The 26,526-nt window shown below is 70.4% G+C and carries 31 protein-coding genes; 17 read left to right on the plus strand and 14 right to left on the minus strand.

What is annotated here, in order from left to right; all coding sequences use genetic code 11:
- Nucleotides 1-24 precede the first annotated feature (24 nt).
- From AB0K17_RS09670 to AB0K17_RS09690, 5 genes are all read right to left on the minus strand, one after another.
- Nucleotides 25-435: a DoxX family protein gene (locus AB0K17_RS09670; protein WP_365967072.1), complete on the minus strand. Its 411-nt coding sequence runs from the start codon at nt 433-435 to the stop codon at nt 25-27.
- A gap of 76 nt (nt 436-511) precedes the next feature.
- Complete coding sequence (locus AB0K17_RS09675) at nt 512-1,819, minus strand: hemolysin family protein (protein WP_365967071.1); 1,308 nt, start codon at nt 1,817-1,819, stop codon at nt 512-514.
- Entirely contained in the window at nt 1,816-2,313 is a 498-nt protein-coding gene (ybeY, locus tag AB0K17_RS09680; protein ID WP_365967070.1) for an rRNA maturation RNase YbeY, read from the minus strand. Before ybeY ends, AB0K17_RS09675 begins: the two co-directional genes overlap by 4 nt.
- 12 nt (nt 2,314-2,325) lie before the next feature.
- Nucleotides 2,326-3,324 carry a PhoH family protein gene (locus AB0K17_RS09685; RefSeq protein ID WP_365967069.1) on the minus strand — a complete coding sequence of 333 codons (999 nt, stop codon included), beginning with the start codon at nt 3,322-3,324 and terminating at the stop codon, nt 2,326-2,328.
- 104 nt (nt 3,325-3,428) lie between these two features.
- Nucleotides 3,429-4,544, minus strand: a complete 1,116-nt coding sequence (locus AB0K17_RS09690) for a PfkB family carbohydrate kinase (RefSeq protein WP_365967068.1) — start codon at nt 4,542-4,544, stop codon at nt 3,429-3,431.
- A gap of 77 nt (nt 4,545-4,621) precedes the next feature.
- Here AB0K17_RS09690 and AB0K17_RS09695 point away from each other — a divergent pair, with 77 nt between their 5' ends.
- The 6 genes from AB0K17_RS09695 to AB0K17_RS09720 all read left to right on the plus strand — a co-directional run bounded on the left by AB0K17_RS09695 (nt 4,622) and on the right by AB0K17_RS09720 (nt 10,993).
- Nucleotides 4,622-5,944 carry a 6-phospho-beta-glucosidase gene (locus AB0K17_RS09695; protein WP_365982676.1) on the plus strand — a complete coding sequence of 441 codons (1,323 nt, stop codon included), beginning with the start codon at nt 4,622-4,624 and terminating at the stop codon, nt 5,942-5,944.
- Between the two features lie 201 nt (nt 5,945-6,145).
- Nucleotides 6,146-6,769 (plus strand): DUF4956 domain-containing protein, encoded by a 624-nt coding sequence (locus tag AB0K17_RS09700; protein ID WP_365967066.1) that lies wholly within the window; start codon nt 6,146-6,148, stop codon nt 6,767-6,769.
- Nucleotides 6,766-7,581 (plus strand): polyphosphate polymerase domain-containing protein, encoded by an 816-nt coding sequence (locus AB0K17_RS09705; RefSeq protein ID WP_365967065.1) that lies wholly within the window; start codon nt 6,766-6,768, stop codon nt 7,579-7,581. Before AB0K17_RS09700 ends, AB0K17_RS09705 begins: the two co-directional genes overlap by 4 nt.
- 207 nt (nt 7,582-7,788) lie before the next feature.
- Nucleotides 7,789-9,621 carry a recombinase family protein gene (locus tag AB0K17_RS09710; RefSeq protein WP_365982677.1) on the plus strand — a complete coding sequence of 611 codons (1,833 nt, stop codon included), beginning with the start codon at nt 7,789-7,791 and terminating at the stop codon, nt 9,619-9,621.
- Between the two features lie 195 nt (nt 9,622-9,816).
- Nucleotides 9,817-10,701, plus strand: coding sequence for a hypothetical protein (locus tag AB0K17_RS09715; protein WP_365982678.1), 885 nt, complete (start codon nt 9,817-9,819; stop codon nt 10,699-10,701).
- A 145-nt stretch (nt 10,702-10,846) separates the two neighbouring features.
- On the plus strand, nt 10,847-10,993 hold the full coding sequence (locus tag AB0K17_RS09720) for an HNH endonuclease signature motif containing protein (protein ID WP_365982770.1): 147 nt from the start codon (nt 10,847-10,849) through the stop codon (nt 10,991-10,993).
- A 209-nt stretch (nt 10,994-11,202) separates the two neighbouring features.
- Here AB0K17_RS09720 and AB0K17_RS09725 read toward each other — a convergent pair whose 3' ends face one another.
- Nucleotides 11,203-11,430: a hypothetical protein gene (locus AB0K17_RS09725; RefSeq protein WP_365982679.1), complete on the minus strand. Its 228-nt coding sequence runs from the start codon at nt 11,428-11,430 to the stop codon at nt 11,203-11,205.
- A 960-nt stretch (nt 11,431-12,390) separates the two neighbouring features.
- Here AB0K17_RS09725 and AB0K17_RS09730 point away from each other — a divergent pair.
- From AB0K17_RS09730 to AB0K17_RS09750, 5 genes are all read left to right on the plus strand, one after another.
- Nucleotides 12,391-12,633: a hypothetical protein gene (locus AB0K17_RS09730; RefSeq protein ID WP_365982680.1), complete on the plus strand. Its 243-nt coding sequence runs from the start codon at nt 12,391-12,393 to the stop codon at nt 12,631-12,633.
- Nucleotides 12,605-13,126, plus strand: a complete 522-nt coding sequence (locus AB0K17_RS09735; RefSeq protein ID WP_365982681.1) for a DUF6879 family protein — start codon at nt 12,605-12,607, stop codon at nt 13,124-13,126. Before AB0K17_RS09730 ends, AB0K17_RS09735 begins: the two co-directional genes overlap by 29 nt.
- A gap of 14 nt (nt 13,127-13,140) precedes the next feature.
- On the plus strand, nt 13,141-13,989 hold the full coding sequence (locus tag AB0K17_RS09740) for a helix-turn-helix transcriptional regulator (protein ID WP_365982682.1): 849 nt from the start codon (nt 13,141-13,143) through the stop codon (nt 13,987-13,989).
- A gap of 372 nt (nt 13,990-14,361) precedes the next feature.
- Nucleotides 14,362-14,838 carry a hypothetical protein gene (locus tag AB0K17_RS09745; RefSeq protein ID WP_365982683.1) on the plus strand — a complete coding sequence of 159 codons (477 nt, stop codon included), beginning with the start codon at nt 14,362-14,364 and terminating at the stop codon, nt 14,836-14,838.
- A gap of 60 nt (nt 14,839-14,898) precedes the next feature.
- Complete coding sequence (locus tag AB0K17_RS09750; RefSeq protein WP_365982684.1) at nt 14,899-15,588, plus strand: class I SAM-dependent methyltransferase; 690 nt, start codon at nt 14,899-14,901, stop codon at nt 15,586-15,588.
- Nucleotides 15,589-15,667: 79 nt separating this feature from the next.
- Here the strand turns inward: AB0K17_RS09750 and AB0K17_RS09755 are convergent, their stop codons facing one another.
- Nucleotides 15,668-15,934: a GntR family transcriptional regulator gene (locus AB0K17_RS09755; protein WP_365982685.1), complete on the minus strand. Its 267-nt coding sequence runs from the start codon at nt 15,932-15,934 to the stop codon at nt 15,668-15,670.
- Between the two features lie 182 nt (nt 15,935-16,116).
- On the opposite strand from AB0K17_RS09755, the gene AB0K17_RS09760 reads away from it, so the two are divergent.
- Both AB0K17_RS09760 and bla read left to right on the plus strand, forming a co-directional pair.
- Complete coding sequence (locus AB0K17_RS09760) at nt 16,117-16,482, plus strand: hypothetical protein (protein ID WP_365982686.1); 366 nt, start codon at nt 16,117-16,119, stop codon at nt 16,480-16,482.
- Nucleotides 16,483-16,870: 388 nt separating this feature from the next.
- On the plus strand, nt 16,871-17,788 hold the full coding sequence (gene bla / locus AB0K17_RS09765) for a class A beta-lactamase (protein WP_365982687.1): 918 nt from the start codon (nt 16,871-16,873) through the stop codon (nt 17,786-17,788).
- 18 nt (nt 17,789-17,806) lie between these two features.
- On the opposite strand, the gene AB0K17_RS09770 is transcribed toward bla, so the two are convergent.
- Nucleotides 17,807-18,898 carry an S-(hydroxymethyl)mycothiol dehydrogenase gene (locus AB0K17_RS09770; protein WP_365982688.1) on the minus strand — a complete coding sequence of 364 codons (1,092 nt, stop codon included), beginning with the start codon at nt 18,896-18,898 and terminating at the stop codon, nt 17,807-17,809.
- Between the two features lie 144 nt (nt 18,899-19,042).
- Here AB0K17_RS09770 and AB0K17_RS09775 point away from each other — a divergent pair, with 144 nt between their 5' ends.
- Nucleotides 19,043-19,846, plus strand: a complete 804-nt coding sequence (locus AB0K17_RS09775; RefSeq protein ID WP_365967062.1) for an HAD family acid phosphatase — start codon at nt 19,043-19,045, stop codon at nt 19,844-19,846.
- Nucleotides 19,847-19,890: 44 nt separating this feature from the next.
- On the opposite strand, the gene AB0K17_RS09780 is transcribed toward AB0K17_RS09775, so the two are convergent.
- The 3 genes from AB0K17_RS09780 to AB0K17_RS09790 all read right to left on the minus strand — a co-directional run bounded on the left by AB0K17_RS09780 (nt 19,891) and on the right by AB0K17_RS09790 (nt 21,842).
- Nucleotides 19,891-20,799 carry a ribonuclease Z gene (locus tag AB0K17_RS09780; RefSeq protein ID WP_365967061.1) on the minus strand — a complete coding sequence of 303 codons (909 nt, stop codon included), beginning with the start codon at nt 20,797-20,799 and terminating at the stop codon, nt 19,891-19,893.
- Nucleotides 20,800-20,803: 4 nt separating this feature from the next.
- A complete protein-coding gene (locus AB0K17_RS09785; protein WP_344434934.1) occupies nt 20,804-21,160 on the minus strand; it encodes a histidine triad nucleotide-binding protein in 357 nt (118 codons plus the stop codon).
- Nucleotides 21,161-21,239: 79 nt separating this feature from the next.
- Nucleotides 21,240-21,842, minus strand: a complete 603-nt coding sequence (locus tag AB0K17_RS09790; RefSeq protein WP_365982689.1) for a hypothetical protein — start codon at nt 21,840-21,842, stop codon at nt 21,240-21,242.
- 242 nt (nt 21,843-22,084) lie between these two features.
- Here AB0K17_RS09790 and AB0K17_RS09795 point away from each other — a divergent pair, with 242 nt between their 5' ends.
- Complete coding sequence (locus tag AB0K17_RS09795; protein WP_365982690.1) at nt 22,085-22,552, plus strand: hypothetical protein; 468 nt, start codon at nt 22,085-22,087, stop codon at nt 22,550-22,552.
- Between the two features lie 220 nt (nt 22,553-22,772).
- Here AB0K17_RS09795 and AB0K17_RS09800 read toward each other — a convergent pair whose 3' ends face one another.
- The gene (locus AB0K17_RS09800) at nt 22,773-23,345 is read right to left on the minus strand and encodes a hypothetical protein (RefSeq protein WP_365969920.1); all 573 of its coding nucleotides are present in this window, start codon (nt 23,343-23,345) and stop codon (nt 22,773-22,775) included.
- Between the two features lie 103 nt (nt 23,346-23,448).
- Between AB0K17_RS09800 and AB0K17_RS09805 the strand changes: the two genes are divergently transcribed.
- The gene (locus AB0K17_RS09805) at nt 23,449-24,375 is read left to right on the plus strand and encodes a hypothetical protein (RefSeq protein ID WP_365982691.1); all 927 of its coding nucleotides are present in this window, start codon (nt 23,449-23,451) and stop codon (nt 24,373-24,375) included.
- A gap of 101 nt (nt 24,376-24,476) precedes the next feature.
- On the opposite strand, the gene AB0K17_RS09810 is transcribed toward AB0K17_RS09805, so the two are convergent.
- Nucleotides 24,477-24,794, minus strand: a complete 318-nt coding sequence (locus AB0K17_RS09810) for a cupin domain-containing protein (RefSeq protein ID WP_365969918.1) — start codon at nt 24,792-24,794, stop codon at nt 24,477-24,479.
- Between the two features lie 54 nt (nt 24,795-24,848).
- Entirely contained in the window at nt 24,849-25,472 is a 624-nt protein-coding gene (locus tag AB0K17_RS09815; RefSeq protein ID WP_365969917.1) for a TetR/AcrR family transcriptional regulator, read from the minus strand.
- Nucleotides 25,473-25,562: 90 nt separating this feature from the next.
- Between AB0K17_RS09815 and AB0K17_RS09820 the strand changes: the two genes are divergently transcribed.
- Complete coding sequence (locus AB0K17_RS09820; RefSeq protein WP_365982692.1) at nt 25,563-26,519, plus strand: beta-ketoacyl-ACP synthase III; 957 nt, start codon at nt 25,563-25,565, stop codon at nt 26,517-26,519.
- Nucleotides 26,520-26,526: the final 7 nt, after the last annotated feature.

Genomic DNA, 26,526 nt, shown 5'->3' on the forward strand with positions numbered 1-26,526 from the left:
CCCCCACGATAAGGCGCGGTGCCTTCACCTCCTGCGGCGGTGCCGGCGGTCCACGGCCGCGAGCAGGAGGCCGCCCAGGACCGAGACGTTGCCGTAGAACGCCGCCCGGTGCTGCATCCGCCGGCCCGGGTCCGTCTCCTTCCAGAAGGCGTGACCGGCCAGCGTCGTCGGCACCAGGCTGGCGGCGAGCACCAGGGCCGACACACGTGGCAGGACGCCGCAGGCCAGTGCCGCGCCGGCGCCCAGGTGGACGGCGCCGTTCAGCCGTACCAGCGCCCGGGCGTCGCGCGGCAGCCCCGGCACCCGTCGGGCGAGGGGCAGCGCCACCGGCGCCGCGAGGGCCGCGAGGGCCTCGGGGTGGCGGACGGTCTGCAGGCCGCTGGTGACGAAGACGGACGCGAGCAGGGGGCGGGCGACGCTCCGGACGATTGCCACGCTCACCGCCTTCCCTCGCGGGGCCGGGGGGATGCCCCGGCCCCGCAAGGTTCGCCCGGTCGGACCCCGGGAGGGGTCAGGCGTCGCCGGCCGGCTGACGCACCGGCTCGACCAGCACCGTGACGATGCGGTTGCGCCGGCCCGCCGGGGCCTCGGCGGTCAGGCGCAGGGCCTGCAGGGCGGGGTCGATGCCCCGCTCGCCGATGGGCACCTCGGCCGTGGCGCCGGCGATGGGCACCCGGCCCAGGGACTTGGCCAGCAGGCCGCCGACGGTCTCGACGTCCTCGTCGTCCAGGTGTTCCAGGCCGTAGAGCTCGCCGAGGTCGCCCAGGTCGAGGCGGGCGGTGACGCGGTAGCGGCCCTTGCCGAGCTCCTCGACGGGCGGCAGCTCGCGGTCGTACTCGTCGGTGATCTCGCCGACGATCTCCTCGAGGATGTCCTCGATGGTGACGATGCCGGCCGTGCCGCCGTACTCGTCGATGACGACGGCGCAGTGGGTGCGCTGCTGCTGCATCTCGCGCAGCAGGTCGCCGGCGTTCTTGGTGTCGGGGACGAAGACGGCCGGCCGCATGGCGGTGGAGACCAGCTCGCTCTCGGCCTCGCGGTTGATGTGCGTCCTGCGGACGAGGTCCTTGAGGTAGACGATGCCGACGACGTCGTCCTCGTTCTCGCCGGTGACCGGTATCCGGGAGAAGCCGGAGCGCAGGGCGAGGGTCAGGGCCTGCCGGATGGTCTTGCCGCGCTCGATGACCACCAGGTCGGTGCGCGGCACCATGACCTCGCGCACGAGGGTGTCGCCGAGCTCGAAGACGGAGTGCACCATGCGGCGCTCCTCGTCCTCGATGAGGGACTCCTTCTCGGCGAGGTCGACCATGGCCCGCAGCTCGGCCTCGGAGGCGAAGGGGCCCATGCGGAAGCCCTTGCCGGGGGTGAGTGCGTTGCCCAGGAGGATCAGCAGCCTGGGCACCGGGCCCATGACGCGGGCCAGCGGCAGCAGCACGTACGCGGCGGCCGTGGCGGTGCCGAGGGGGTGCTGGCGGCCGATGGTGCGCGGGGAGACGCCGACTGCGACGTAGGAGACCAGCACCATGACGGCGATGGCGACGGTCAGCGCCTGCCAGGTGGCGTCGAAGGACTCCAGGCAGACGTAGGTGACGAAGACGCCCGCCGCCATCTCGCAGGCGACGCGCACCAGCAGGGCGACGTTGAGGTAGCGGGTGGGGTCGGCGGCGACGGCCATGAGCCGGGCGCTGCCGCGCCGCCCGAGCCGGAGGGCCTCCTCGGCCCGGAACCGGGTGGTCCGGGCGAGGCCGGCCTCGGCGCAGGCGGCGAGCCAGGCGACGACCAGCAGCAGGACCGCCGCGGCGATCAGGCGGCCGGTCACGTGAACGTGGGCGCCGGGGAGGGTCCCGTCAGGCCGTGCTCGGCGCGCCAGCCGTCGATGATCGCCGCCTGGAGGCCGAACATCTCGGCCTTCTCGTCGGGCTCCTCGTGGTCGTAGCCGAGGAGGTGCAGCACGCCGTGGACGGTCAGCAGCTGCAGCTCCTCGTCCATGGAGTGCCCGGTCGGCGCCTCCTCGCCCTGCTTCCTGGCAACCTCCGGGCACAGGACGATGTCGCCGAGGAGGCCCTGCGGCGGCTCGTCGTCGTCCTTGGCCGGCGGGCGCAGCTCGTCCATCGGGAAGGACATCACGTCCGTGGGGCCGGGCAGGTCCATCCACTGGATGTGCAGCTGTTCCATGGCCTCGGCGTCGACGACGATGACCGAGAGCTCGGAGAGCGGGTGGATGCGCATCCGGTTGAGGGCGTAGCGGGCGACGTCGAGGATCGCCTGCTCGTCGACCTCCGTGCCGGATTCGTTGTTGACGTCGATGGCCATGGGTTTCGCGGTTTACTTTCCGTTGCGGCTGTCGTACTTCTCGTACGCGTCGACAATACGGCCGACGAGCTTGTGCCGGACGACGTCCTGGCTGGTGAGCATGGAGAAGTGCACGTCGGGCACCCCGTCGAGGATCTCGCGCACCTGGCGCAGACCGCTCTTGGTGCCGCCGGGCAGGTCGACCTGGGTGATGTCACCGGTGATGACGATCTTGGAGTCGAAGCCGAGCCGGGTGAGGAACATCTTCATCTGCTCGGGGTTCGTGTTCTGCGCCTCGTCGAGGATGATGAACGCGTCGTTGAGCGTCCGGCCACGCATGTACGCCAGCGGCGCGACCTCGATCGTCCCGGCGGCCATCAGGCGCGGGATGGAGTCGGGGTCGAGCATGTCGTGCAGCGCGTCGTACAGCGGGCGCAGGTAGGGGTCGATCTTCTCGTAGAGCGTGCCCGGCAGGAAGCCGAGCCGCTCGCCGGCCTCGACGGCGGGGCGGGTGAGGATGATCCGGTTGACCTGCTTGGACTGCAGGGCCTGCACGGCCTTGGCCATGGCCAGGTAGGTCTTGCCGGTGCCGGCGGGGCCGATGCCGAAGACGACGGTGTGCTTGTCGATCGCGTCGACGTAGCGCTTCTGATTGAGCGTCTTGGGGCGGATGGTGCGGCCGCGGTTGGAGAGGATGTTCTGGGTGAGGACGTCGGACGGGGCCTCGACCGCGGCCCCCGCGTTCTCCTCGCGCAGCATGGCGATCGAGCGTTCCACCGCGTCCTCCGTCAGCGGTGCGCCCGTGCGGAGCACCAGCATCATCTCTGCGAAGAGGCGCTGCACGAGGGCGACTTCCCGCTCGTCCCCGGTAGCGCTGATCTCGTTCCCCCGGACGTGGATGTCCGTCGACGGGAACGCCTTCTCGATCACGCGCAGGAGCGAGTCCCCGGAGCCCAGGACCGTGACCATGGGGTGCTTGGCCGGGACGGTGATGCTCGTGCTCGCCTGCGGTCGTGTGGGTGTCTGAGTCATGGGCCGGCTCTAGGCCTGCTCATCCCTCTCTTTCCTGCATTCCTGTATCCGAAGAACCCTGGAATTCAAGGGTACGACGGCCCGGCCGGCGCGCCGAAGGGCTTTTACCTGTGCCGGAAGCCCAGCGTGGGCACGGCCCGGCGCAGCGGCCAGGGGCGGGGGGCCGCGGGCAGCAGGTCGTCGAGGAAGGCGTAGCGGCGCAGGGTGGCCGCGGACTGGTCGTCGAAGGAGCGCACGTGCTGCCACCAGGCGGCGACCTCCACCCAGCCGGGCGCGGAGAGCGAGCCGCCGAACTCCTGTACGGACAGGGCCGCGGTCAGCCCCGCGAAGGCCAGCCGGTCGGCCAGCGGCCACCCGGCGAGGGTGCCGGTGACGAAGCCGGCCACGAAGACGTCGCCGGCGCCGGTGGGGTCCAGGGCCTCCACGACGATGGCCGGGACCTCGGCACTCTCGCCGGTGCGCCCGTCCACGGCGTACGCGCCCCGCTCCCCCATGGTCACCACGGCCAGCGGCACCTTCTCCGCCAGCGCCCGGGCGGCGGCGCGCGGGCAGTCGGTGCGGGTGTAGCGCATGGCCTCCTCGGCGTTGGGCAGGAACGCCTCGCAGTGCTCCAGGCCGTCCAGGTCGGCCGGGTCCCAGCGGCCGGACTCGTCCCAGCCGACGTCGGCGAAGACCCGGCTGCCGGCGCGGGCGGCCCGGGCGATCCACTCCTGCGGCCGCCCCGGCTCCAGCAGGGCCACGCAGGCGCGGGCGGGCGGCGGACAGCCGGGGGGCTCCTCGGGCGGCGCCTCGTGGCCGTGGGAGACCATCGTGCGCTCGCCCTCGTAGGCCATGGAGACGGTGACCGGGGAGTGCCAGCCGAGGACCGTGCGCGACAGGCCCAGGTCGATGCCCTCGCCGCGCGAGAGCGCCTCCCAGCAGTACTCGCCGTACATGTCGTCGCCGAAGGCGGCCGCGAGCGAGGTGCGCAGACCCAGCCGGGACAGGGCGGTGGCCATGTTGGCGATGCCGCCGGGGCTGGAGCCCATGCCGCGGGCCCAGGACTCGGTGCCGCGCACGGGGGCGGAGTCCAGACCGGTGAAGATGATGTCGAGGAAGACGGTGCCGGTGAGGTAGACGTCGGTGGCCGGGTCGTCCGGGGCGCGGACCGCGGCGAGCGGGTCGAGGACGGGGGCCGCAGGCCGCTCCGGACGACATTCATGGGGCCCGCGCACCGTCATGTTCGCTCGCCACTCCTCTCGGGATGCACGAATGCGGTTCCGCACAGTGTGCCCGATGCTGAGGTACGTTCCGTCCCATGAGGCTGACCATTCTCGGCGGTGGCGGGTTCAGAGTGCCTCTGGTGCACCGCGCGCTGCTGGACGACGCCCGGCGGGACGCGCCCGGCCGCTGCACCGAACTGGTGCTGTACGACACCGACTCCGCCCGCATGGCCGTGATCGCCTCCGTGCTGGGCGCCCAGGCCGCGGGCGTTGCCGGCGCCCCCGCGGTACGGCTGGCCGCCGGCCTGGACGAGGCCCTGCACGGGGCGGACTTCGTTTTCTCCGCGATCCGGGTGGGCGGTACCTCCGGGCGCGTGCTCGACGAGCGGATCCCGCTGGCCGAGGGCGTGTTGGGCCAGGAGACCGTCGGCGCGGGCGGGGTGCTGTACGGGCTGCGGACCGTGCTGGTGGCCATGGACATCGCCGAGCGCGTCGCCGCCGTCGCGCCCGACGCCTGGGTCATCAACTTCACCAACCCGGCCGGCATGGTGACCGAGGCGATGTCCGCCGTGCTGGGTGAGCGCGTCATCGGCATCTGCGATTCACCCGTGGGACTGGTACGCCGGGCGGCCCGGGCGCTGGGGGTCGAACAGGCCGGTGCGGAGTTCGACTACCTCGGCCTGAACCACCTGGGCTGGCTGCGGTCCCTGCGGGTCGGGGGCGTGGACCTGCTGCCGGGGCTGCTGGCCGACGAGGCGGCGCTCGCCACGTTCGAGGAGGGCAAGCTCTTCGGGGCGCGCTGGCTGCGGGCGCTGGGCGCGCTGCCCAACGAATACCTGCACTACTACTACTTCCGCCGCGAGACCTTCGCCTCCCTGCGGGAGGCCCCGCAGACCCGGGGCGAGTTCCTCGACCGGCAGCAGGGCGACTTCTTCGAGCGGGCCACCGCCGAGCCGCACCGCGCGCACGAGCTGTGGCAGCACGCCCGGCTGCAGCGCGAGGAGACGTACATGGCCGAGAGCAGGGCGGCCTCCGGCGGCTGGCAGCGCGATTCGTGCGACCTGGACGGCGGCGGCTACGACCAGGTGGCCCTCGCCCTGATGCGGGCCATCGCCGGCGACGAGAGCACCCGCCTGATCCTCAACGTCCCCAACGGCTCGACCGTACCCGCCCTCGCCCCGCACGCCATCATCGAAACGGTGTGCGATGTCAGCGCAAAGGGCGCGCAGCCCCTGCCGAGCGCCCCCCTGCGCGAGGACCAGCTGGGCCTGATGCTGCAGCTGAAGGCCGTCGAACGGGCCACGATCGATGCTGCCGTGCACGAGGACCACGACGCCGCCCTGCGCGCCCTGGCGCTGCACCCGCTCGTCGACTCCCCGGCCGTGGCGGCCCGCATCCTGGAGCGGGCCGGCATCTGACGCCCCGTCCGCCGCCGTGTGCGGCTGCACGAGTGATGCCGCCCGCGCAACGAGGTGATTTGCGTAAGAGATGCTTCCGGTTCCGGTCAGTCCGGGGCCGATTCCGTCAAGGATTCGCATTGTTCACCCGAGTGAGTCCACCGCTTCACTCAGAGTTTCCCCAACGTCTGTGATCGTCCGAGCGCGCAGAGAGAGGGAGCAATGGAATCCATGCGCCACCTGGCCGCCCACTTGGGACTCGACCTGGTCGCCGTATGCCTGCTGACCTTCGCCATCTACTACCCGCGACACCGCCGCCGCGACCTCGTACCCGCCTACCTCGCCCTGAACGTCGCACTGTTCACCGTCGTGGCGGCCCTCGGCGAGCTCAGCGGCAACGGCGGCCTGGCGCTGGGCTTCGGACTCTTCGGCGTGCTGTCCATCATCCGGCTGCGCTCGGACGCCGTGCAGCACGAAGAAGTGGCGTACTACTTCACCACCCTCGTCCTCGGCCTGGTGTGCGGCCTGCCGCACCTCGCCCTGGGCATCGCCGCCGCCATGGCCGCCGTCCTGCTGCTGGTCGTCTACGGCGCCGACCACCCCCGGCTGTACGCCCGCTCCTGCCGCACCCTCGTCACCCTCGACGCCGTCCACGGCGACCCCGCCGCCCTGCGCGCCGACCTCGCCCGGCGGCTCGGCGAACCGCTGGACTGGACGGTCATGGAGGTCGACTACGTCCGCGACCTCATGGTCGTCGACGTCCGCTACCGCGCCCACGAACCGGGCACTCCCACCACCCCGCGGCAGGTGACCCCGCAGTCCGCCCCGGCCTGGGAGGCGGCGTGACCGCGCCCGCGCCCGCAGCCGTCACCGCGGCCGTGGGTGCCATCGGCACGGCCGCGGCCGCCGCGGCACCCATAACCCTGACGGAGGTCAACGAGCGGGCCGAACTGCTGACGCGCTTCGACCGCAGCTACCTGGTGCCCGCCGAAACGTTCTGCCACCTGGCCGCCCGCCTCACCGACCCCCGGCGCACCGGCGGCCCCTTCCGGGCCCTGACCATCGACGGCGTCCGCGCCTTCCGCTACCACTCCGTCTACTACGACACCCCCGGGCTGCGCAGCTTCCACGACCACCGCCAGGGCCGCCGGCTCCGCTTCAAGATCCGCGAACGCGTGTACGAGGACTCCGGCGAGCGGCAGTTCGAACTCAAGCTCAAGGGCCGACGCGGCGACACGGTCAAACACCGGCGGGCCATGGGCACCGGCGACCACCCCCTGGACGCACCCCACCGCGCCTTCCTCGATGCCACCCTCGCCCGGGCCTACGGCTTCCCCGCCCCGACGACCCTCAGCCCGTCGGTCAGCACCGACTACGTGCGCACGACACTCGTGGCGGACGGCGAACGCATCACCTGCGACGCGGGGCTCGTGTGCACGGACCTGCGGGGCGGGCGCGTGGTGCGGTGCGACAGCGGACTGGTGCTCGTCGAGACGAAGAGTGCGGGGCACTTGACGGAGGCGGACCTGTTGCTGCATGCGCACGGGGTGCGGCCGGCGGTCTTCACGAAGTACTGCGCGGCACTGGCGGCCCTGCGACCCACCCTCCCCGCGAACCGCTGGCGCCGAGCGGCCCGAGCCGCGTTCGCGGCGGGGTGAGACGGGTGCGCCTGCGGCGGGCGGTTCCCCCACCCCACCCTCTCCCCGTCTCCTAGCGGGGCTGCGCCCCCCAGCACCCCCGGACCGGGCTCCGCCCCCGGTTTCGGGAAGCCCCGAAGCTCCAGAGTAGTAGTTCTGGAGTGGTCGCCCGATGGTGGCAACGTCGCAGGTCACGGCGTCTCGGCAAGGTCTGTCCCCCACCGGGGGATGACAAACAGCAACCCGACCACGGGAACGGTGTTCGCCGAGACCCTGCGCGGGGTTCGGTGCATCCGCCTGTCGGTCCGCACGGACGAGACCACCAGCCCTGAGCGGCAGCGCGAGGCCGATGACATAGCCGCGGCATCCCTGGGGATCGACTTCGGCGAGGGTGACGCCCTGCGGGAAGCGGTCGACCTGGACGTGTCCGCGTCCAAGATTGGACCGTTTGATCGTCCGCAGCTCGGCGGGTGGCTCGCCCGTCCGGAGGACTTCGACGCCCTGGTGTGGTGGCGCTTCGATCGCGCTATCCGGTCCATGGCGGATATGCACGAGCTTGCGAAGTGGGCGCGGGCTCATCGCAAGATGCTCGTCTTCGCTGAGGGCATCGGCGGGGGCCGGCTGGTGTTCGACTTCCGCAACCCCATGGACCCCACGTCCGAGCTCATGATGATGATGATGCTCGCGTTCGCGGCCCAGGTGGAAACGCAGAGCATCAGCGATCGCGTCGCCGGAGCACAGGCAGCCATGCGCCGCATGGAACTGCGGTGGCGCGGTGGCGGCCGTCCCCCGTACGGCTACCTGCCCGCCCCCATGCCGAAGGAACACGGCGGGGTTGGCTGGACGCTCGTTCCCGACCCGGAAGCCGTGAAGATCATTGAGCGGATCATTGCCGAACTGATCTCCGGCAAGACCCTGCACGCCATCGCGCAAGGACTCAACGCGGACAAGATCCGCACGCCCGCCGAGCACTGGAAGGCGTACAAGGCGCGGAGCAAGGGCACCGCCGAGAAGGACACCCCGGACAGCACCGAGAGCGGCAAGCCGAAGAAGCGTCCCGCACAGTGGGTGTCGGAGACCATCCGCAGGATGCTCAAGAACCCGGCGCTGCTGGGCTGGAAGATGCACAAGGGCAACCCGGTCCGCGACGACCATGGCAACCCCGTCATGGCCACTGAAACCCCGATCCTCACCCGCGAGGAGTTCGACCAGGTGGGTGCCCTGGTCACGCCCAAGCCCACGGCGGAGAAGGCGCCGCGCCGCAAGGACTCGCCGGCACTGCTGCTGCGCGTCATCCACTGCGCCGGATGCGGGGGCCGCATGTACCTGAACACGTCATCCGGAAACTACGGATGCAGCTCCTACAAGTACGGCACGTACTGCCCGGCCCCGGCCACCGTGCGCGCCACCTGGGTGCACGAGTACGTCACGGACCAGTTCCTCCAGATGGCCGGACCGGTCCGGATCACCCGTGTCACTGAGATACCCGGGTACGACCCTCAGCCGGAGATTGACGCCACCGTGGCGGAGATGGAGGAGCACGACGAGCAGAAGGGCCGCCGGAAGTCCAAAGCCGGTATGGCTGCCTGGCAGCGCCGTGCGGATGCCCTGGAGGCCCGCCTGGCGGAGCGGGAAAGGCGGGAGAAGACCGAAGCCCGCCGCATCGTGGTCCCCACGGGTCGCACGTTCGCCGACGAGTGGCATGCAGCCGACACCGAGAGGCGCCGGGCCATGCTCGTGGACGCCGGGGCACGCCTGGACGTCAAGCGCGGAACCAAGGGTGGGTGGCGCACCCTCGATCTGCGGCGCGTGGAGTTCACAATCAGCGGGGACCTTGACCCGTGTATTGAAGAAGCTGTGACCGTGGCCGACGACTTGGCGGCCGAAGCACGCAACGACGCCCCGCCCACGCCGGGCAACATGGTTCGACTCCAGGATCCCGCAGGAGCGACGACGGAGCCCGAGCCCGTCCACGGGGCCGAGCCCGAAGCCGAGACCGTGCACGAGCATCGGGAACTCGCTCCCGTAGCGGTGCGCGAGCGCGTGCCCGCACTCGTCTAGCGCCTTGCGGCGGGGTCGCCGGACAGAGCATGACGGTATGACGATTTAGAGGGTGTTTTTGGTATCGCAATAAAAACTAAGAGGAAAACAAAAGAGACCCCGCAACCATCACGTCGTCACAATCAGCCGTCGGGCAAGGCTTGCACCCTACTCATACCGGGAGAAGCCAAGACCCCAACAGGAGGATGACACGTGATGTACGTACCCGACGAGCTAGACGACCGCGTCATAGCAATCACCGGCGCACTGTCCGAACAGGTCCGCGATCCATGGCACGACGAATCCTCACCTCAGATCGCACACGAAGCATGGGCAAAAGTTGTGGACGCCTATGACCGTATAACTGACCTAACTGACGCCTTCCGCGTCATCCCGCTGAAAGCCCGAGAAGCCGAAGTGGCGCGGCTGGCGGAGCATCGGGCACATGCCGCCGGCGGCCCCAAGCCCCGAGGAACGTTCAAACCTGTTGACGTTCAAGGCCAGCGCCAGGATGCCCTATTCGAGATAACCGCCGCCGCGGAAACAGCTCGACGGGCACGAGCCCAGTACGATGAGCTGGGCAACGACCCTGTGGTCCTCGCTGAATGGCGAGAGGCGTTGCTGGCCAAGTTCAACGGCATGCAGGATCGCGCTCGCGATGCAGTGCAGACTGCCGAACTTGCCTTCAAGGAATGGGCGCGCACTAACGGAACCCTCAGTGAGGTCACAGTGCGGCTTGGGCTGGCTGGCACCCCGGATGGACGCCGACCGCCGATGGGTAAGCACAACTCGCGGAGCTACTGGGAAGCGTACGACGCATTTCCTGTCATTGACAGGGTGCTCAACACAACCCACGTAATCGCATCAGGTCGTTGGGCAACGATGACGGAAGAGGATCTAACGGCATCGCCCCCGCTGTGGCAGCGCGAACTCTGGTCTTACAACTCCATCGGGAGTCGCGAATACCACAAGCTCGGACGTCTCGAACTCAAGGAACGCCAGCAGGGCGTTAATGTCTCCTCGTTTAAGGTACCCGCAGACATTACAGCCGAAGAGGCACAGAAAATGATCTGGACGGACCGGGGGCTACGCCCGCAGTAGCGACGCCCACCACCAGGCGCGCGAAGCCCGGCCCGCTGTACGTTCCCGAAGGAAGCGGGCTCGGCGACGAGCCGCACGGCATGACGCTTCCGCACGGCTCCGCCGTCGACTTCGCGAGCGGGGCCACGGCTGGTGTGACTGGTGCCTGGGCGACTTCCCCGCGGACCTAGTCGACGTCGACCACGTGCGGCCGTTCGCGCTCGGCGGGGAGGACACTGACGACAACGTTCATGTGCTGTGCCGCGAGTGCCACCAGCTGAAGACTGAAACGGAGTTCGGCGCGGTCGGTTGAGCCGTGGGTGCGCGCGGTGAGGTGCGGAATCGCATGAACGGTCGTGGGAGTCTTTTCGTCCGCGTGGGGCAACCCGGACTGGCGCGATACTTGGTTACCGGGTCCCATCACGAGCCCAGCGGGTTATTGGGCTTGCGTCGGCTTGCCACGGGGCCGGGCCGGGTGATGGTTCGAGTTCGCACGTCCCATCGGGGATGCTCTTGAGGTGTTCAGAGTCCGCTTACCACCTTGCCCGCACTAGCTTGGAGTTCCTTCTCTTCCTGGATTGCCTGGTTCGTGAACATGTTGCCGAGCGTCATCGCGTTCGACAGCATTTCCTGAAACTGCTTGAAGTTTTGGAGGATGGCCTTCACGTCTCGGGGGGCAGCATTAGCAGGGGTTGCCACGAGTCCAACGAGCGCGGCGGTTGAGACGGCGATAGTGGCGATTCGGCGCATGAATGATCCCTTCATTTAATGAGATTGCGTCGGATGTGGGTTGCCCACGGTTCCGTGTCGGCATGCGTTGTGCCCCTCGTTGGGGTGGCGCTGTATCGATTCCCCGTCCCCTTGTTCGAAGGCCCCATGCCTCACAGACCCCGCCTCCCCGTGCTCGGTGCCCGGGTGACCCGGACTGACCAGGGGCGGGCGGTGTGAGCGTCACGGGCGCGAGGTGTAGTGGTGCTCAGAGAAGGTGTGCGTGTCCTGGATAGGCAGTGATCGGCGGCTTCGGCTGCCTGACGACTGGCCGGCGCGGCGTGCCGCCGTGCTGCGGCGTGACGGCTACCGCTGCGTGGCCGTGCTGGTGACCGGTGACCGGTGCTACGAACCCGGCACGGACGTGGACCACATCGTTCCCGGCGACGATCACAACCTCTCGAACCTTCAGCTGCTGTGTGCCTGGCACCACCGAAGGAAGACCGCCCAGGAGGCGGCACGGGCCAGGGCACGGGCAGCCGCTCGGCGGCCCTCTCGGCGCCGTCCCGAGCGTCCCCATCCCGGAGCCCTGTAACGCTCAGTGATCACTGTCCGGTTGGTCGGCTCCTTTCGGGGGCTCCAGGGGGTGGGGGGTACCCCCTCCTGGCCGGCCACCCCGACCTAAGCGTGATAGCAGGTCCGATTCTGTACGGGTTCGAGGGTCGATTAGATACATGCTGACTACGCAGGGTGATTCTCTAACCTGTGCACGCCTTTTACCGGTGCCCTGATTTGGCTTGCTCGCGGGCGTCTAACCACCGTTTCGGTGCCATCGGCGCCCAGGACCCTTCTCTGCTGCTTCGCCCCCTTGCCTGCCTGTGATGGCCGGTGAGGGGGCCTTTGGCGTTTCAACTTCCCTACCACTCCGCCCCCTTGACGAGACCGGGCGGTGCGGCCAGCCTCGTAGACGTCCGTAGAACCGGCAGGCCGACGGAGGCTGTCATGGCGCTACTGTTCATCGCGAAGGACCCGAACACCAACGGCACTCAGTGCCCTACGGCCTGGGTGGACGACGAGGCTCAGGAGGTCGTCGTCCAGGGCTGGAAGGCCGGGGAAGCCCTGCTGGCTCAGTGCCGGGAGTCGGGGCCTATTCCGGAGAGCGAAGCGGTGGTGAGGCTGCCGATCCGTATGGTGCCTGCCATCAGGGAGGCTTGTGATGTCGCAGACCGACTTGGCGTTCACTGATCTGCTGGCGAGCACCAGGCATTCGGCCGTACACCTCGAAATGCGCGACTCGTACGGCATTGGCGAGGAGGCGGCCGAGTTCGAAGCCTGGCGGGCCGGTTGGCGGCCGTCCAGCGAACCGGAAACGTGGTGGAACGACTTCCATGCGATGGTGCGCAACGCCGTGGCTCGTGGCGTCGTGTTCCGTCGTGCGCGGGTCGTCTCGGAGCCGGTGAGTGACTACATCCGGTACGAACACGGCTGCACCTACCAGAACATCGCGGCGGGTGAACTGGTTCGTTGGTTGCCCCGGCGCAAGGCGTCGGATCTGGCTCTTCCCGGCAATGATTTCTGGCTGTTCGACGAGCGAGTCATCATGTGGAACCACTTCACAGGCGATGGCGGATCCGCCGGACCGGAACTGGATGAGCGGCCCGAAGTGGCGAAGCTGTGCTCTACCGCCTTCGAGGCCGTGTGGGAGCGGGCGACGCCCCACGAGGAGTACCAGATCTAATCGGCGCAGCCAAGATGCCCACCCCACCCTCATCCAGTGTTCAGGCAGCCCGGAAGGCTGTTGCCGACCGCCTCCGGGAGATCCGCCGGGACGCCGGGCTGACCGCCAAGGAGGTGGCCCGGCGCGCCGGCTGGTACCCCTCCAAGGCGTCGCGCCTGGAGAACGCCGTCACGCCGCCATCCGACGCTGATATCCGAGCCTGGTGCACCGCCTGCGGAGCGGATGACGTCGCCGTGGACCTGATCGCCGCCTCTCGCTCCGCTGACAACATGTACGTGGAGTGGAGACGGGTTCAGCGCACCGGACTGCGCAGGCTCCAGGAGTCGTACGTCCCTCTCTTCGAGCGCACCCGCGTGTTCCGCATCTATTGCTCGAACGTCATTCCGGGCGTGCTCCAGACCCATGCCTATGCCACGGCGCTGACGAGCGCGATCACGGATTTCCACGGCACTCCCGACGATGTCGCCGAAGCGGTCGAGGCACGGCTGGCCCGGTCGCACGTGGTCCGCCAGGGCAACCACCGCTTCGGGCTGCTGGTAGAGGAATCAGTCCTCCGTCACCGGGTCGGAGACGCCGAAACCATGGCGGGACAGCTTGGATATCTGCTGTCGGTGATGGCCTACCCATCCGTCTCACTCGGGGTTATCCCCTTCTCCGCCTCGCGGCGCATGTGGATGATCGAGACATTCAGCGTGTACGACCAAGAGATGGCACAAGTCGAACTGCTGACAGCGCAAGTGAACGTGACTGCTCCCACCGAGATAGCCCAGTACCTGAAGGCGTTCGGAGAGTTCGCGGACCTCGCGGTGTACGGCGCCAAGGCTCGCGCCCTCATCACTGCCGCCGTTGACGCGCTCGGCTAACTCATGTGGAATTTCGTAGAACTTCGTTGGGATCAGCAGGCCCGTGTTCCTAGCGTGTCGGCATGGCAAGCAGCAGAGAGCCGACGCCGGACAGTTCCTCGCGGATGACCCTGCGGGTCAGCCGTGACAGCGGGCGGACGTACGGGCCGACGCGCACGGTTCAGCCGGATGGTCCCGTCGTCATCCTGGACAACCCGGTGCACTACCCGCCGTGCGAGTGCCCCCGCGGTGTGCCCGAGCGGCAGGCTTCGCGGGCGATATCGCCCCGTTTCCTGCGGCCTGCCTAGCCGCCCGCTCTGGCCGTCTTCGCCATCCAGGCCGGCGGCCGGAGCGGGCTCACGTCCGAGCACCACCCTTCCGAGGAGGTAAGACGTGACCATCGTTGAGGAACGCCCCGCCGTCGATGCGGGAACGCTGGTCAGCGCGGAGCTGCGGGAGATCATCGCGGCCGACGTGCGGGCCAAGTACGACCACATCCCGGTGGACATGGCTCACCGGGGTGTGGGCCAGATGCTGGCGTTCGTGGCCGCCAGCGCGGCCAGCGAGAAGCCGCTGAGCCCGTCCCCGCTGGTGGACGACTTCTGGCACGCGTTCGTCCTGCGGACCAAGGCGTACGCCAACTTCTGCCAGGAGACGTTCGGGAAGTTCGTCCACCACCAGCCCGGGTTCCTGGACCGCGAGGAACACGGCGGTGGCAAGACGCTGCGAGCCCGGACCGTGGAGGCCATCCAGGCGGCCGGGTACGCGGTCGACCTGGAGTTCTGGCCGGAGCTGGAGGTCTCCGACTGCTCGCAGTGCCACGCGAACTGCCACAACAGCCCGAAGCACAACACCGCCAAGACCAGCTGATCAGCGCACAGGCGTCCAGGCCAGCCGTACCCGGTGGTGCGGCTGGCCGCACTCATGAACATGACGGAGGAGAACGTGACCGATACGACGGCGTGGGACACCTACGCTCGCAGGAAGCCCGGCGGCCGGCGGGAGAGGAACGCCAAGGGTGAGAGCACCTGGTTCAACTGGACCCAGTACCCCGACCACGGGCCCGGCGTGGATGTTCTGGGCCAGCAGGACAAGGCGGCGTTCCTAGAGCTGGGGTGCGGCACTGGGGGGAACCTCGCCCACGTTGCCACCCTTGGTCATCGCGCCGTCGGTGTCGACGTCTCGCCCGTCCAGCTGGACGCCGCCCGCGAGCGCTGGGGTGACCTGCCGGGCGTGGAACTGCACCAGCGTGGCGCGCTCGATTTCATGAGCGAGACCGTCGAGCGCTTCGACGCCGTGTACTCCGTCTTCGGCGCCATCTGGTTCACCGACCCGGACCAGATGCTCCCTGCCATCCGCAAGGTCCTCAAGCCCGGGGGTGTCCTGGCCTTCTCGCAGCGGCCCCCAGTGGAAGGCTGCTACGGCTGCCAGGCGTCCTACGTCACCCAGGCCGACGACCCGAACCCCCTGGTCGTCAAGCGCTGGGACTACCAGCCTGACATGTGGGCTGACCGCTTGAAGCAGCACGGGTTCCGTTACGCCCTGGCGAACGAGATCACGCCGCCCGACGGCTGGAAGACCGGCACGCTCCTGGTGCGCGCCCTGGCACCCGGCGCCTGAGCCGACGCTGGTTGCCTCTGTACATCAACAAAGCCCCCCCGGACTCGGCGTCCCGGGGGGCTCATCTGCATGTGCAGGGCTACGGCTTCGGCGGGTGGTCGCCGCGTGCTGGCGTGACGTACGACCCCTTACCCCATTCGGTCTCGATCAGCCCGCGTTCCCGGAGGATGCGCACCGCCCGTCGGGCGGTCTCCCGCGCCACTCCGAACCGCTCGCGCAACTCCGCTTCGGACGGGATGAGGTCGCCCGGTGCGTACTTGCCCGCCTCAATATCAGCGGTGAGCGCGTCCAGAACCCGCATGTACGGGGCGCGCGGGGCGTGGGGCTCGTTCGGACGCTCAGGCATAGGGAGAGCGTAGACAAGCGGCTTCGAAGGGCCCGAATTAGACAAGCAGTCGAGTTAGACGTGTAGACATGTTAGACGAGTGGGGTCTGGCGTCGGTGGCGCAAAGAGAAGCGCCCCGGAAGGCCGATTGCGGCGGCCTACCCGGGGCTCAGCCGACCAGCTACCAAGGAGCTGACCGACTCATGCGCGATGCTATCGCCCGCCTCTTTATCTGGACCCTCGGGTTACTGCTGCCCGCTCACGGCAAGCACGGCGGAACCCGCCCTGCCCCCGCCCCCACCGTCGCCCCGACGCAGACCCCGCCGGCGCGGTCCCCCTACGTGATCTGCGGCCCGCGGAAGCCCATCCCGCCGCACGTCCTCGCCCGAACCATGCCCATCCCCGAGAGCACGCGCCCGCTCGTTCCCCTGTTCATCCGGGAATGGGTCCGGGAACAGGAGGAGCGCGAACGGCAGCACGAGCGGTGCCTAGCACTCGTGGCGGCCAGCATGGGCTACGACTACCCGAACCCCGAGCGGTACGACCGCCGCGTGATGGTGGCCGCATGAGCGCCGCACTGTGCTGCCGCTGCGGCAGGAGCACGGAAGCCCCGGTGACCGTCGGCTACGTCGAACGCGCGAGCGGGCCTGGATATCGCCGAGTCGCCTGCGCTGACTGCGCCCCGCAGCTGGGCGCCGGGCCGTCCCCCGAGGACGCCCAGAGCGCCGTAGACCCGCGCTGATCAGCACCCCCCAGCAGCACCCCGCCCCGCCTGGTCACCCACCAGGCGGGGCCTCATCCGTAGAACACCCCGTTACGAGCTTTGGGAAGGGGCGGGGTGGGGGAAAAGCCCGCCGCAGGCGCCCCCTGGGGCAAATGTGGCTGTTGTGGAACCAGAGGCGGCAAGCCGGACGTGTAACGGCACCGAACAGCCCCCGGCGAGAGGAAACACCCGCAGTGACGTCCATACCCCGCCGCAACGCCCTCACCCTCGGCGCGGGCGCCGCCCTGGCCACCGTCCTGGCCGGCAGCGGAACGGCCCACGCCGCCACCCCGCACCGCAGCGACAACCGCGACGCCGCCCGCCGCCTCGCCGCGTTGGAGCGCGCGCACGGCGCACGCCTCGGTGTGTACGCCCACAACGTCCGCACCGGCCGTACCGTCGCGCACAGCGCCGACGAGCTGTTCCCGATGTGCTCGACGTTCAAGACGCTCGCCGTCGCCGCCGTGCTGCGCGATCTCGACCGTGACGGCGAGTTCCTGGCCAAGCGGATCCGCTACACCGCCCAGGACGTCACCGACGCGGAGAACTCGGATGTCACCGGGCGGGAGGTGAACATCGCCAACGGCATGACTGTCGCGGAGCTGTGCGACGCAGCCATCACCTTCAGCGACAACTGCGCCGCCAATCTGCTGCTGCGCGAGCTCGGCGGCCCGACGGCCGTCACGCGTTTCGCGCGCTCGGTCGGTGACCGTGTCACCCGTCTCGACCGGTGGGAGCCCGCGCTGAACACCGCGGAGCCGGACCGGGTGACGGACACCACGTCCCCGTACGCCATCGGCCGCACGTACGCCCGTCTGGTGCTCGGCGACGCGCTCGCCGCCGCGGACCGCAGACGGCTCACGGGCTGGCTGCTCGCCAACACCACGAGCGGCGAGCGGTTCCGCAAGGGCATCCCCGCCGGCTGGACGGTCGCCGACAAGACCGGTGGCGGCAGCTACGGGACGAACAACGACGTGGGCATCGTCTGGACGCCGCAGGGTGCGCCGGTCGTGATGGCCGTGCTGACGACGCATCCCCGCGACCAGAAGGCGAAGGGCGACAACGCACTGATCGCGGAGACCGTCGCCGTCCTCGCCGACGCCCTCGGCTGACCGTACGGCAGCCGGCGGTCAGTCCTCGAAGACCACCACGGACCGCAGCACGTCGCCCTCGTGCATGCGCTCGAACGCCTTCTCGACGTCGCCGAGGCCGATGGTCTCGGTGACGAAGGAGGCGAGGTCGATCCGGCCCTGCAGGTGCAGGTCGATGAGCATGGGGAAGTCGCGGCTGGGCAGGCAGTCGCCGTACCAGGAGGACTTCAGGGCGCCGCCGCGGCCGAAGACGTCCAGGAGCGGCAGTTCCAGCTGCATCTCCGGCGTCGGGACGCCGACCAGGACGACGGTGCCGGCGAGGTCGCGGGCGTAGAAGGCCTGCTTGTAGGTCTCGGGGCGGCCGACGGCGTCGATGACGACGTCGGCGCCGAAGCCGCCGGTGAGCTCGCGGATCGCCTCGACGGGGTCGGTGTCACGGGAGTTGACCGTGTGGGTGGCGCCCATGCGCCGGGCCCACTCGAGCTTGCGGTCGTCGAGGTCGACGGCGATGATCCGCGCGGCGCCGGCGAGGCGGGCACCGGCGACGGCCGCGTCGCCGACGCCGCCGCAGCCGATGACGGCGACCGTATCGCCGCGGCCGACGTTGCCGGTGTTCAGGGCGGCGCCGAAGCCGGCCATGACACCGCAGCCGAGCAGGCCGGCGACGGCCGGGGAGACCGCGGGGTCGACCTTGGTGCACTGGCCGGCGGCCACGAGGGTCTTCTCGGCGAAGGCGCCGATGCCGAGGGCGGGGGCGAGCTCGGTGCCGTCGGTCAGCGTCATCTTCTGCCGCGCGTTGTGCGTGGCGAAGCAGTACTGCGGGCGTCCGCGCAGGCAGGCGCGGCACTGGCCGCACACCGCACGCCAGTTCAGGACGACGACGTCACCGGGGGCGACCTCGGTGACGCCCTCGCCGACGGCCTCCACGATGCCGGCCGCCTCGTGGCCGAGGAGGAAGGGGAAGTCGTCGTTGATGCCGCCCTGCTTGTAGTGCAGGTCGGTGTGGCACACGCCGCACGCCTGGACCTTCACCAGGGCCTCGCCCGGCCCGGGGTCGGGTACGACGATCGTCTCCACGCGCACCGGTTCGTTCCTGCCCGGTGCGACGACCGCTCGCACTTCCTGCGCCATGTCGAGCCCCACCCTTCGTGTCGCTGGTTGTGCTCCCCACGGTACGCCCTCGGACGATCTTCTTCGCGCGTAGAGAGCCCTTGACCAGTCCAGATCAAGCGCTTAGCTTCACGGGGAGTTTCCTTGTTACCCAGGAGTCATAACGTGTCGTCCCTCTCCCTGAAGTCCACGCGCGTGCGCGTGGCCGCCGCCACTGCCGCCGCCCTCGTCGCCGGGGCCGGCCTGTACACGGCGGGTGCCGCCAGCGCCGACCACGCGGTGCCGCGTTCGGACAAGGAGATCCCGAACCTCACGCAGGTCCAGGACAAGATCAAGGCGTACTACGGCGACACCGTCGACGCCTCCGGCCAGCACTACGCCTCGCCGGAGAGCAACTACGCCAAGCAGGTGGCCGACATCGAGCGCAAGGCGAAGGCCCAGCTGGAGAGGGTCGTCAAGAACCAGGGCAAGGCGCACGGCGCCAAGAAGCCCGCGATCGTCCTGGACGTGGACGACACCACCCTGCTGACCTACAACTACGAGCTGCAGCAGGGCTTCCGCTTCACGCCCGAGTCGCAGGACGCGTACCTGAAGTCCACCGACATGGGCCCGGTCTTCGGCATGCCCCAGCTGGTCAACTGGGCCAAGGAGAAGGGCGTCGAGGTCTTCTTCGTCACCGGCCGCGACGAGCACCAGCGCGACTGGAGCGTGCGCAACCTCAAGAACGCCGGCTACAAGCCCGCCGCCGACACCGAGCACTTCTTCCTGAAGAACAAGAAGACCCCGCCGGCCTACCTGGCCTGCGGCGCCAAGTGCACCACGGTCGAGTACAAGTCGGGCACGCGCGCGTACATCGAGTCCAAGGGCTACCGCATCGTCGCCAACTTCGGCGACCAGTTCAGCGACCTGCAGGGCGGTCACGCCGAGCGCACCTACAAGCTGCCGAACCCGATGTACTACCTGCCGTAACGCCGTACGGGCGGGGCCGCTGCCGGGCAGCGGCCCCGCCACGCTCAGCGGCGCTTGGGCACCGGGACGCGCATCAGGTCGCGGGCGACGGTCAGTTCGCCGTCGAAGCCCGCGGCGCGCGCCTGCTGTTCGAAGACCGCAGGGTCGTCGTAGCGCTGCGAGAAGTGCGTGAGCACCAGGTGCCGCACGCCCGCCTGCGCCGCCACCCGCCCGGCCTGACCGGCCGTCAGGTGGCCGTGCTCGGTGGCCAGGTCCTCGTCCTCGTCGGTGAACGTCGACTCGATGACCAGCATGTCGCAGCCCTCGGCCAGCTCGTGCACGCCCCGGCACAGCCGGGTGTCCATCACGAACGCGAAGCGCTGCCCGCGCCGCACCTCGCTCACCTCGTCCAGCGTCACTCCGCGGACCTCGCCCTCGCGCTGCAGCCGGCCGACGTCCGGCCCGGCGATGCCGTGCTCGGCCAGCCGCTCGGGCAGCATCCGGCGCCCGTCGGGCTCGGTGAGGCGGTAGCCGTAGGATTCGACGGGGTGCGAGAGCCGGCGCGCTTCGAGGGTGTACGAGCCCGTGACGGCGAGCACCGCCCCGGTGCCCGCCACCGGCTCCTCCGCCAGCTCCACCGTTTCGCGGTAGGCGGTGGCGTAGCGCAACCGCTCGAAGAAGCGCCTGCCGCTGGCCGGGAAGTGCGCGGTGACCGGGTGCGGCACCCGGTCCAGGTTGATGCGCTGGATCACCCCGGCGAGGCCGAGCGAGTGGTCGCCGTGGAAGTGGGTGATGCAGATCCGGTTGAGGTCGTGCGCAGCCACCCGGGCGCGCAGCATCTGCCGCTGCGTTCCCTCGCCCGGGTCGAAGAGGATGCCCTCGCCGTCCCAGAGCAGGACGTAGCCGTTGTGGTTGCGGTGCCGGGTGGGCACCTGGCTGGCGGTGCCCAGGACGACCAGTTCGCGTACGGACAAGGGCTTAGCCGGGGGGCCAGTTGAAGCCGCGGCCGCCCAGGACGTGCGCGTGCGCGTGGAAGACGGTCTGCCCGGCGCCGGCGCCGGTGTTGAAGACGATGCGGAAGCCGCTGTCCCCGTTCTCCTGCAGGGCGACCTCGCCGGCCTCGCGCAGCACGTCCGCGGCGATCGCCGGCTCGGCGGCGGCCAGGGACGCGGCGTCCGGGTGGTGCACCTTGGGGATCACCAGGACGTGCACGGGCGCCTGCGGGTTGATGTCGCGGAAGGCGAGCGTCGTGGCCGTCTCCTTGACGACCGTCGCGGGCACCTCCCCCTTGACGATCTTGCAGAACAGGCAGTCCGCCTGCGGTTCTCCCGCCACCGGTGGGCTCCTCCCGGGTCGTCGGCTCCTACGGTGCGGATGTTACCCGCCCGTCCGTACGACCGCCGCGACCCGGCCGTCACTTGCCCCGCGGCGCAGGCGTGCTGCTGCAGCCGGCGGAGGGCACCGGCACGGTGGGCCCCCGGGTGCCGCCCTGCGGCGGCGGGGGCGGCTTGGGCACGCCCGGCCCCGGCGCGGTGGGTACGGACGAGGACGGGCCGCCGCCCCCGCCGGTACGGGTGCAGTCGCCGAGCACGCTGACCCGGAAGACGGTCCGGCCGTCCACGTTGGCGGTCAGCAGGCCGCGCACGCAGGCGGTGCCGGACACGCCGGTGACGGTGCCGAAGACGATGATCCGCCTGCCCTTGTCCGTACCGCCCTCGCAGTCGATGCCGACGATCGTCACCGGCTGCGGCGAGCCCGCCATGTCCGTGCCGCCGTCCTGGGCCTTGCCCCGGCAGGTCAGCCAGGCCACGGCGACGCCGGAGCGGCCGAGCGTCAAGGACGCCTGGCGCTGGGTGACGGCGGCGACGGTCGTCGCGTCGAGCCCGGCGGCCGGCTCGCAGCCGGCCAGCGCCACCACGGCCGCCACGACCAGGCCTGCGGCACCGGTCCCGTACCGCAGGCGGGGGCGGCCCCACTCCCATACACGTATGCCACGTATGCGCCTCGACGCACCCATGGCGGAGAGTGTCCCACTGCGGGAGGGCGGCGGGGAAGGACGCATTGGGGCGCAACTGGCCTTTCCTGGCGGCGACTTGGTGTCTTTTTGTCGGCCAAACACGGCTGCGAATGCGTCACATCCGTACGAAGTCGTCTCGTCCGGCGGGGGCGGGTGCCAGAGTCCGTAGCGCCCCCGACACCCCTGGGGGCACGGCACAGGTGGCTGCACGACTCGACGAAAGCCCGACGGAAGGATCTTTCGTGAGCAAGAGGATCACCACCGCCCTGACCACCCTGCTGGCGACCGCCTCCCTCGCCGGTTCCCTGGCCCTGGCCGCCCCGGCGACCGCGGCCTCCTCACCCACCGCCAAGGCCCCGGCGGCCGGGGCGAGAACCATGGCGAGCCAGACCCTGTACGCGCCGTACACCCTGGAGCGCAACCAGTCGGTGAGCTCCGACACGGCGACCCTGGTCATGCAGAGCGACGGCAACCTCGTCATCTACGACGAGTTCGGCCGCGCGCGCTGGGCGTCCCGCACGGTCAACCAGGGGTGGCGGGCCGTGATGCAGGAGGACGGCAACTTCGTCGTCTACACCCGCTCGGGCAAGGCGGTCTGGAACTCCCGGACGGCCGGGCACCCCGGCTCGCGCCTGGTCGTCCAGGACGACGGCAACGTGGTGATCTACGACGGCAGCCAGGCGATCTGGGCCTCCGGCACGAACCACTGAGCCTTGCGGCCACGTCGCCCTCTTCCGTCGCTGCACGGCGGCGGAAGAGGGGGGGTGGGGGTCGGACCAGGGTCTGCCCGGTGATCGTTGTCACGCGGCTACCACGGCGCCCCGTAGGGGCACGGGGCAGTACCCGACTGCGGCTGCCGCCGCGTGGGCGCGGCAAGCCACGACGCGCCCGCAGAGGGAGCACGGGGCTGCTCGATCCGCCGGGCACGGCCTACGTGTGCGGGATCACGAAGTTGAACCCGGCGGCGTTGTGCTCGCCGCCGTTCGAGCACCGGCCCTTGGCCGGGTAGCCCCAGAAGAACATCCCGTAGCAGGTGGTGCAGAAGCGCCAGTACGCCTGGGCCGAGGGCGTCTCGGCGACATCGTGCGGGATCACGAAGTTGTAGCCGGCCGCGTAGTGGGACCCGCCGGTGGGGCACCAGCCGCCGCTGGGGTAGCCGAAGAAGAAGAGTCCGTAGCACTTGGTGCAGAAGCGCCAGTTGGCCTGGGCGTTGCCCGTCTCGGGGACGTCGTAGGGCAGGACGAAGTTGTAGCCGGCCTGCGTGTGGGCGCCGCCCGCGGCGCAGTGCCCGTCGTCGGGGTAGCCCCAGAAGAACATGACGAAGCACTTGGTGCAGAACCGCCAGCTGCCTTGCCCTGCCAGACCTCGGGCCTGTGCGGCCGGGGCCGTGGCCACGGAGGCCAGGGCGGCGCCGGCGGTGATCCCCGCCAGCGCGCCGAGCCCGCGGGTGGTGAAGGCCCGGCGCCCGAGCGGGGCGGTGGTCGTGGTTCTCGGAAGCTCCATGCGGGTTCCTCTCCTGGACCGCTGGACCACGTCATGGGCATGGCAGCAGCGGAGGACGGCGGCCGTCAAGGGGCTTGTCAGTGGCCCGTGGGAGAGTGCCGTCATGCTTGCGATCACGGTGCACACGGAGGACGGACGCCGCCGCGTCCGGGTGAGCGCGCAGGAGCTCGCCGGGCTGGTCGCCCGGATCGGTGGGGAGGGCGACCGGTTCCTGGTCGTGCAGAGGATCCCCGATCTGCCGGACGTGTTCGCCCAGGTGTGGCACGAGGCGGGCGGCACCTGGACGCTGGAGCACCGGGCCGGGGCGCCGGACCGGCACTTCGAGGCGGTGCTCGACGGTCCGGAGGCGGTGACCGCGGTAACCGCGGCGCTGACGGGCTGGGCCCGGCAGCAGGACGGCTGGGACGCGGGGCCGGCCTGGGCACGGCTGGACATGCCGGCGCCCGAGCCCGTACCACCGCTCGACCTCGACGAGGAGGAGCGCGGCGAGCTGGAGGCACGGGTCCGCGAGGTGCTGGTGGGCGGCTATGCGACGCGCGCGCAGCTGGCCGAACTCGCGGAGGACTACCTCGTCTCCGGCGACCGCCGCCCGGTCTCAGCCGCCCAGGCGCGGCAGCTGGCCGACCGGCTGTGGTGCGAGCGCGTCGCCGAACAGGCCGCCTGGGAGGGCGAGACGGACCCCAAACGCCTCACCCGGGCCTTCACGGCCCTTGAGGCCGCCGGCATCACCGCCCGGGAGAACTTCACCTGCTGCCGTACGTGCGGCCATGCGGAGATAGGCGCCGAGAGCGCGCCCGATGCCCGTGGCTTCGTGTACTTCCACTCCCAATGCACGGACTCGGCCGCGTCCGGGCACGGGCTGACGCTGCTGTACGGCGGATTCGACGGGTCGGCGGAGACGACGGCGGCCGTCGGCCGCGAGGTCGTCGCCGCCCTCGCGGCGGCGGGCCTTGCGGCGCAGTGGAACGGTGACGCGCGCCGGGCCATCACCGTCACGCCCCTGGACTGGCGCAAGCGCCTGGTGGGCTGACCTAAGGACCGGCGCCCCGGCTCCATGCCACTGCACCGGCAAAAGTCGAAAGGGCGGCCACTACCGGCAACCGTCACGGCGCCGGACGCGGCCCGCCGCGCCTACTGACCGGCCGCCTCCACGATCAGCAGCGTGCCGCGGCTGCCCGGCAGCACCGCGTGCGGCGTGGCCGCGGGGACGACGTACATCTCGCCGGCGCCCACGTCCACCGGTCGTCCGGCGACGCGGAGCCGGAGGCGTCCGTCGAGGACGATCAGCACCTCGGGGGTGCCGTGCTGTTCCTCAGCGAGGGGGGTTCCGTCCATGCGGAGCACCTTGACGACCGAGCCCTCGCCGGCCCGGCCCAGGACGGCGGAGCACCACGCGTCGGGCAACGCACGGGCCGCGTCGTCGAGTTCGATCACGTTCGTGTCGAGCATGCGGCCGAGGCTGGGCGAGGAGTGGGCGCAGGTGGCTGACCGTTCGGTAAAGGTTCAAGCGCAGCGCGGCGGGTGGGCGAGGAGGCGATCCACGGCCCGGCGGGTGCGGGTGGTGGCGCCCGAGGGGTCGGCGAAGAGCTGCGTCTCCTGGTTGAAGGCCATGTACAGGCCGACGAGCTCGTAGACGAGCTGATCCGCATCGGTGTCCGGGGGCAGGTCGCCCGCCGCGACGGCCGTGCGCACCTCGGCGGCCAGGCGGCCGCGCCAGACGCGCAGCAGGCGGGCGACGGCGTCGCGGACGTGGCCGCCGCGGGCGTCGAACTCGACGGAGGCGGTGGTGAAGAAGCACCCGCCGGGGAAGATCTCCTGCCCGGCCTCCAGGTAGCCCGCCCAGCTCGCGCAGACCGCGCGCAGGCGAGGCAGGCCCGGCTGCTCCTGCGCCGCGGGTTCCCACACCAGGCGGGAGAAGGCTGCCGCGGCCCCGTCCAGGGTGGCGAGCTGCAGGGCCTCCTTGGTGCCGAAGTGGCCGAGGACGCCGGCCTTGCTCATGCCGAGGTCGGTGGCCAGGCGTCCGATCGTGAGCCCTTCCAGGCCGTCGACCGAGGCGATCGCGATGCCGCGCGCCACGATGCGCTCCCGCGTACGGCGGGCTTCGGCGAAGGAGTTGCGAGGGCTCATGTACGTCATCGTACCGAGCCGCGAACTTTTAACTTCCGATCGATCGGTTGCTATATTCCGGACTCCGTCGCCGAGCCGAGGAGACCGACCGTGCACGCAGCCGTACCGGGAAGCCGTATCGCCGCTCTGGGCCACCACCAGCCGGCGCGCGTCATGACCAACGACGACCTGGCCACCCTGGTCGACACCGGCGACGAGTGGATCCGCCGCCGCACCGGCATCGCCACGCGCCGCATCGCCGCCCCCGACGAATCGGTCACCGACATGGCGGCCGCTGCCGCCGGCAAGGCCCTGGCCGCGTCCGGCCTGGAACCCGCCGACATCGGGCTGATCACCGTGGCCACCTGCACGGCGATCGACCGCTGCCCCTCCATCGCCGCCCAGGTCGCTGCCCGCCTGGGCCTGCCCTCGCCCGTCGCCTTCGACCTCAACAACGGCTGCGCGGGCTTCTGTACCGCTCTCGCCTGCGCCGACCACGCCCTGCGCGCGGGCGCGGCCCGGCATGCACTGGTCATCGGTGCGGAGAAGATGTCCGACGTCACCGACTGGACCGACCGGCGCACCTGCGTCCTGCTGGGGGACGGCGCGGGCGCCGCCGTGCTCAGCGCACATCGCGAAGAAGGCGTCGGGCCGGTCGTCTGGGGCTCGGACCCCACGCGCGGTGACGCCGTCCGCCTGGTGGGCGAGTGGCATCCGCACTTCGCCCAGGAGGGTCAGACCGTCTTCCGCTGGGCCACCGGCGAGCTCCCCGCCCTCGCCGAGGAGGCCTGCGCACGCGCCGGCCTGCGTCCGGCCGACCTGGCCGGCGTCGTCACCCACCAGGCCAACCTGCGCATCATCGACGCCGTCGTCCGCCGGCTCGGCCTCCCGGAGGACGTGGTGATCGCCCAGGACGTCGTCGAGTCCGGCAACACCTCGGCCGCCTCCGTCCCGCTCGCCCTCTCCAAGCTCACCGAGCGCGGCGAACTCCCCTCGGGCGCACCGGTCCTGCTGCTCGCCTTCGGCGGCGGGATGTCCTGGGCCGGACAGGTCGTCACCTGCCCCTGAGCGCCGC

The sequence above is a fragment of the Streptomyces sp. NPDC049585 genome, assembly GCF_040675615.1.
In the GTDB taxonomy this organism is placed as follows: Bacteria; Actinomycetota; Actinomycetes; order Streptomycetales; family Streptomycetaceae; genus Streptomyces; species Streptomyces luteosporeus.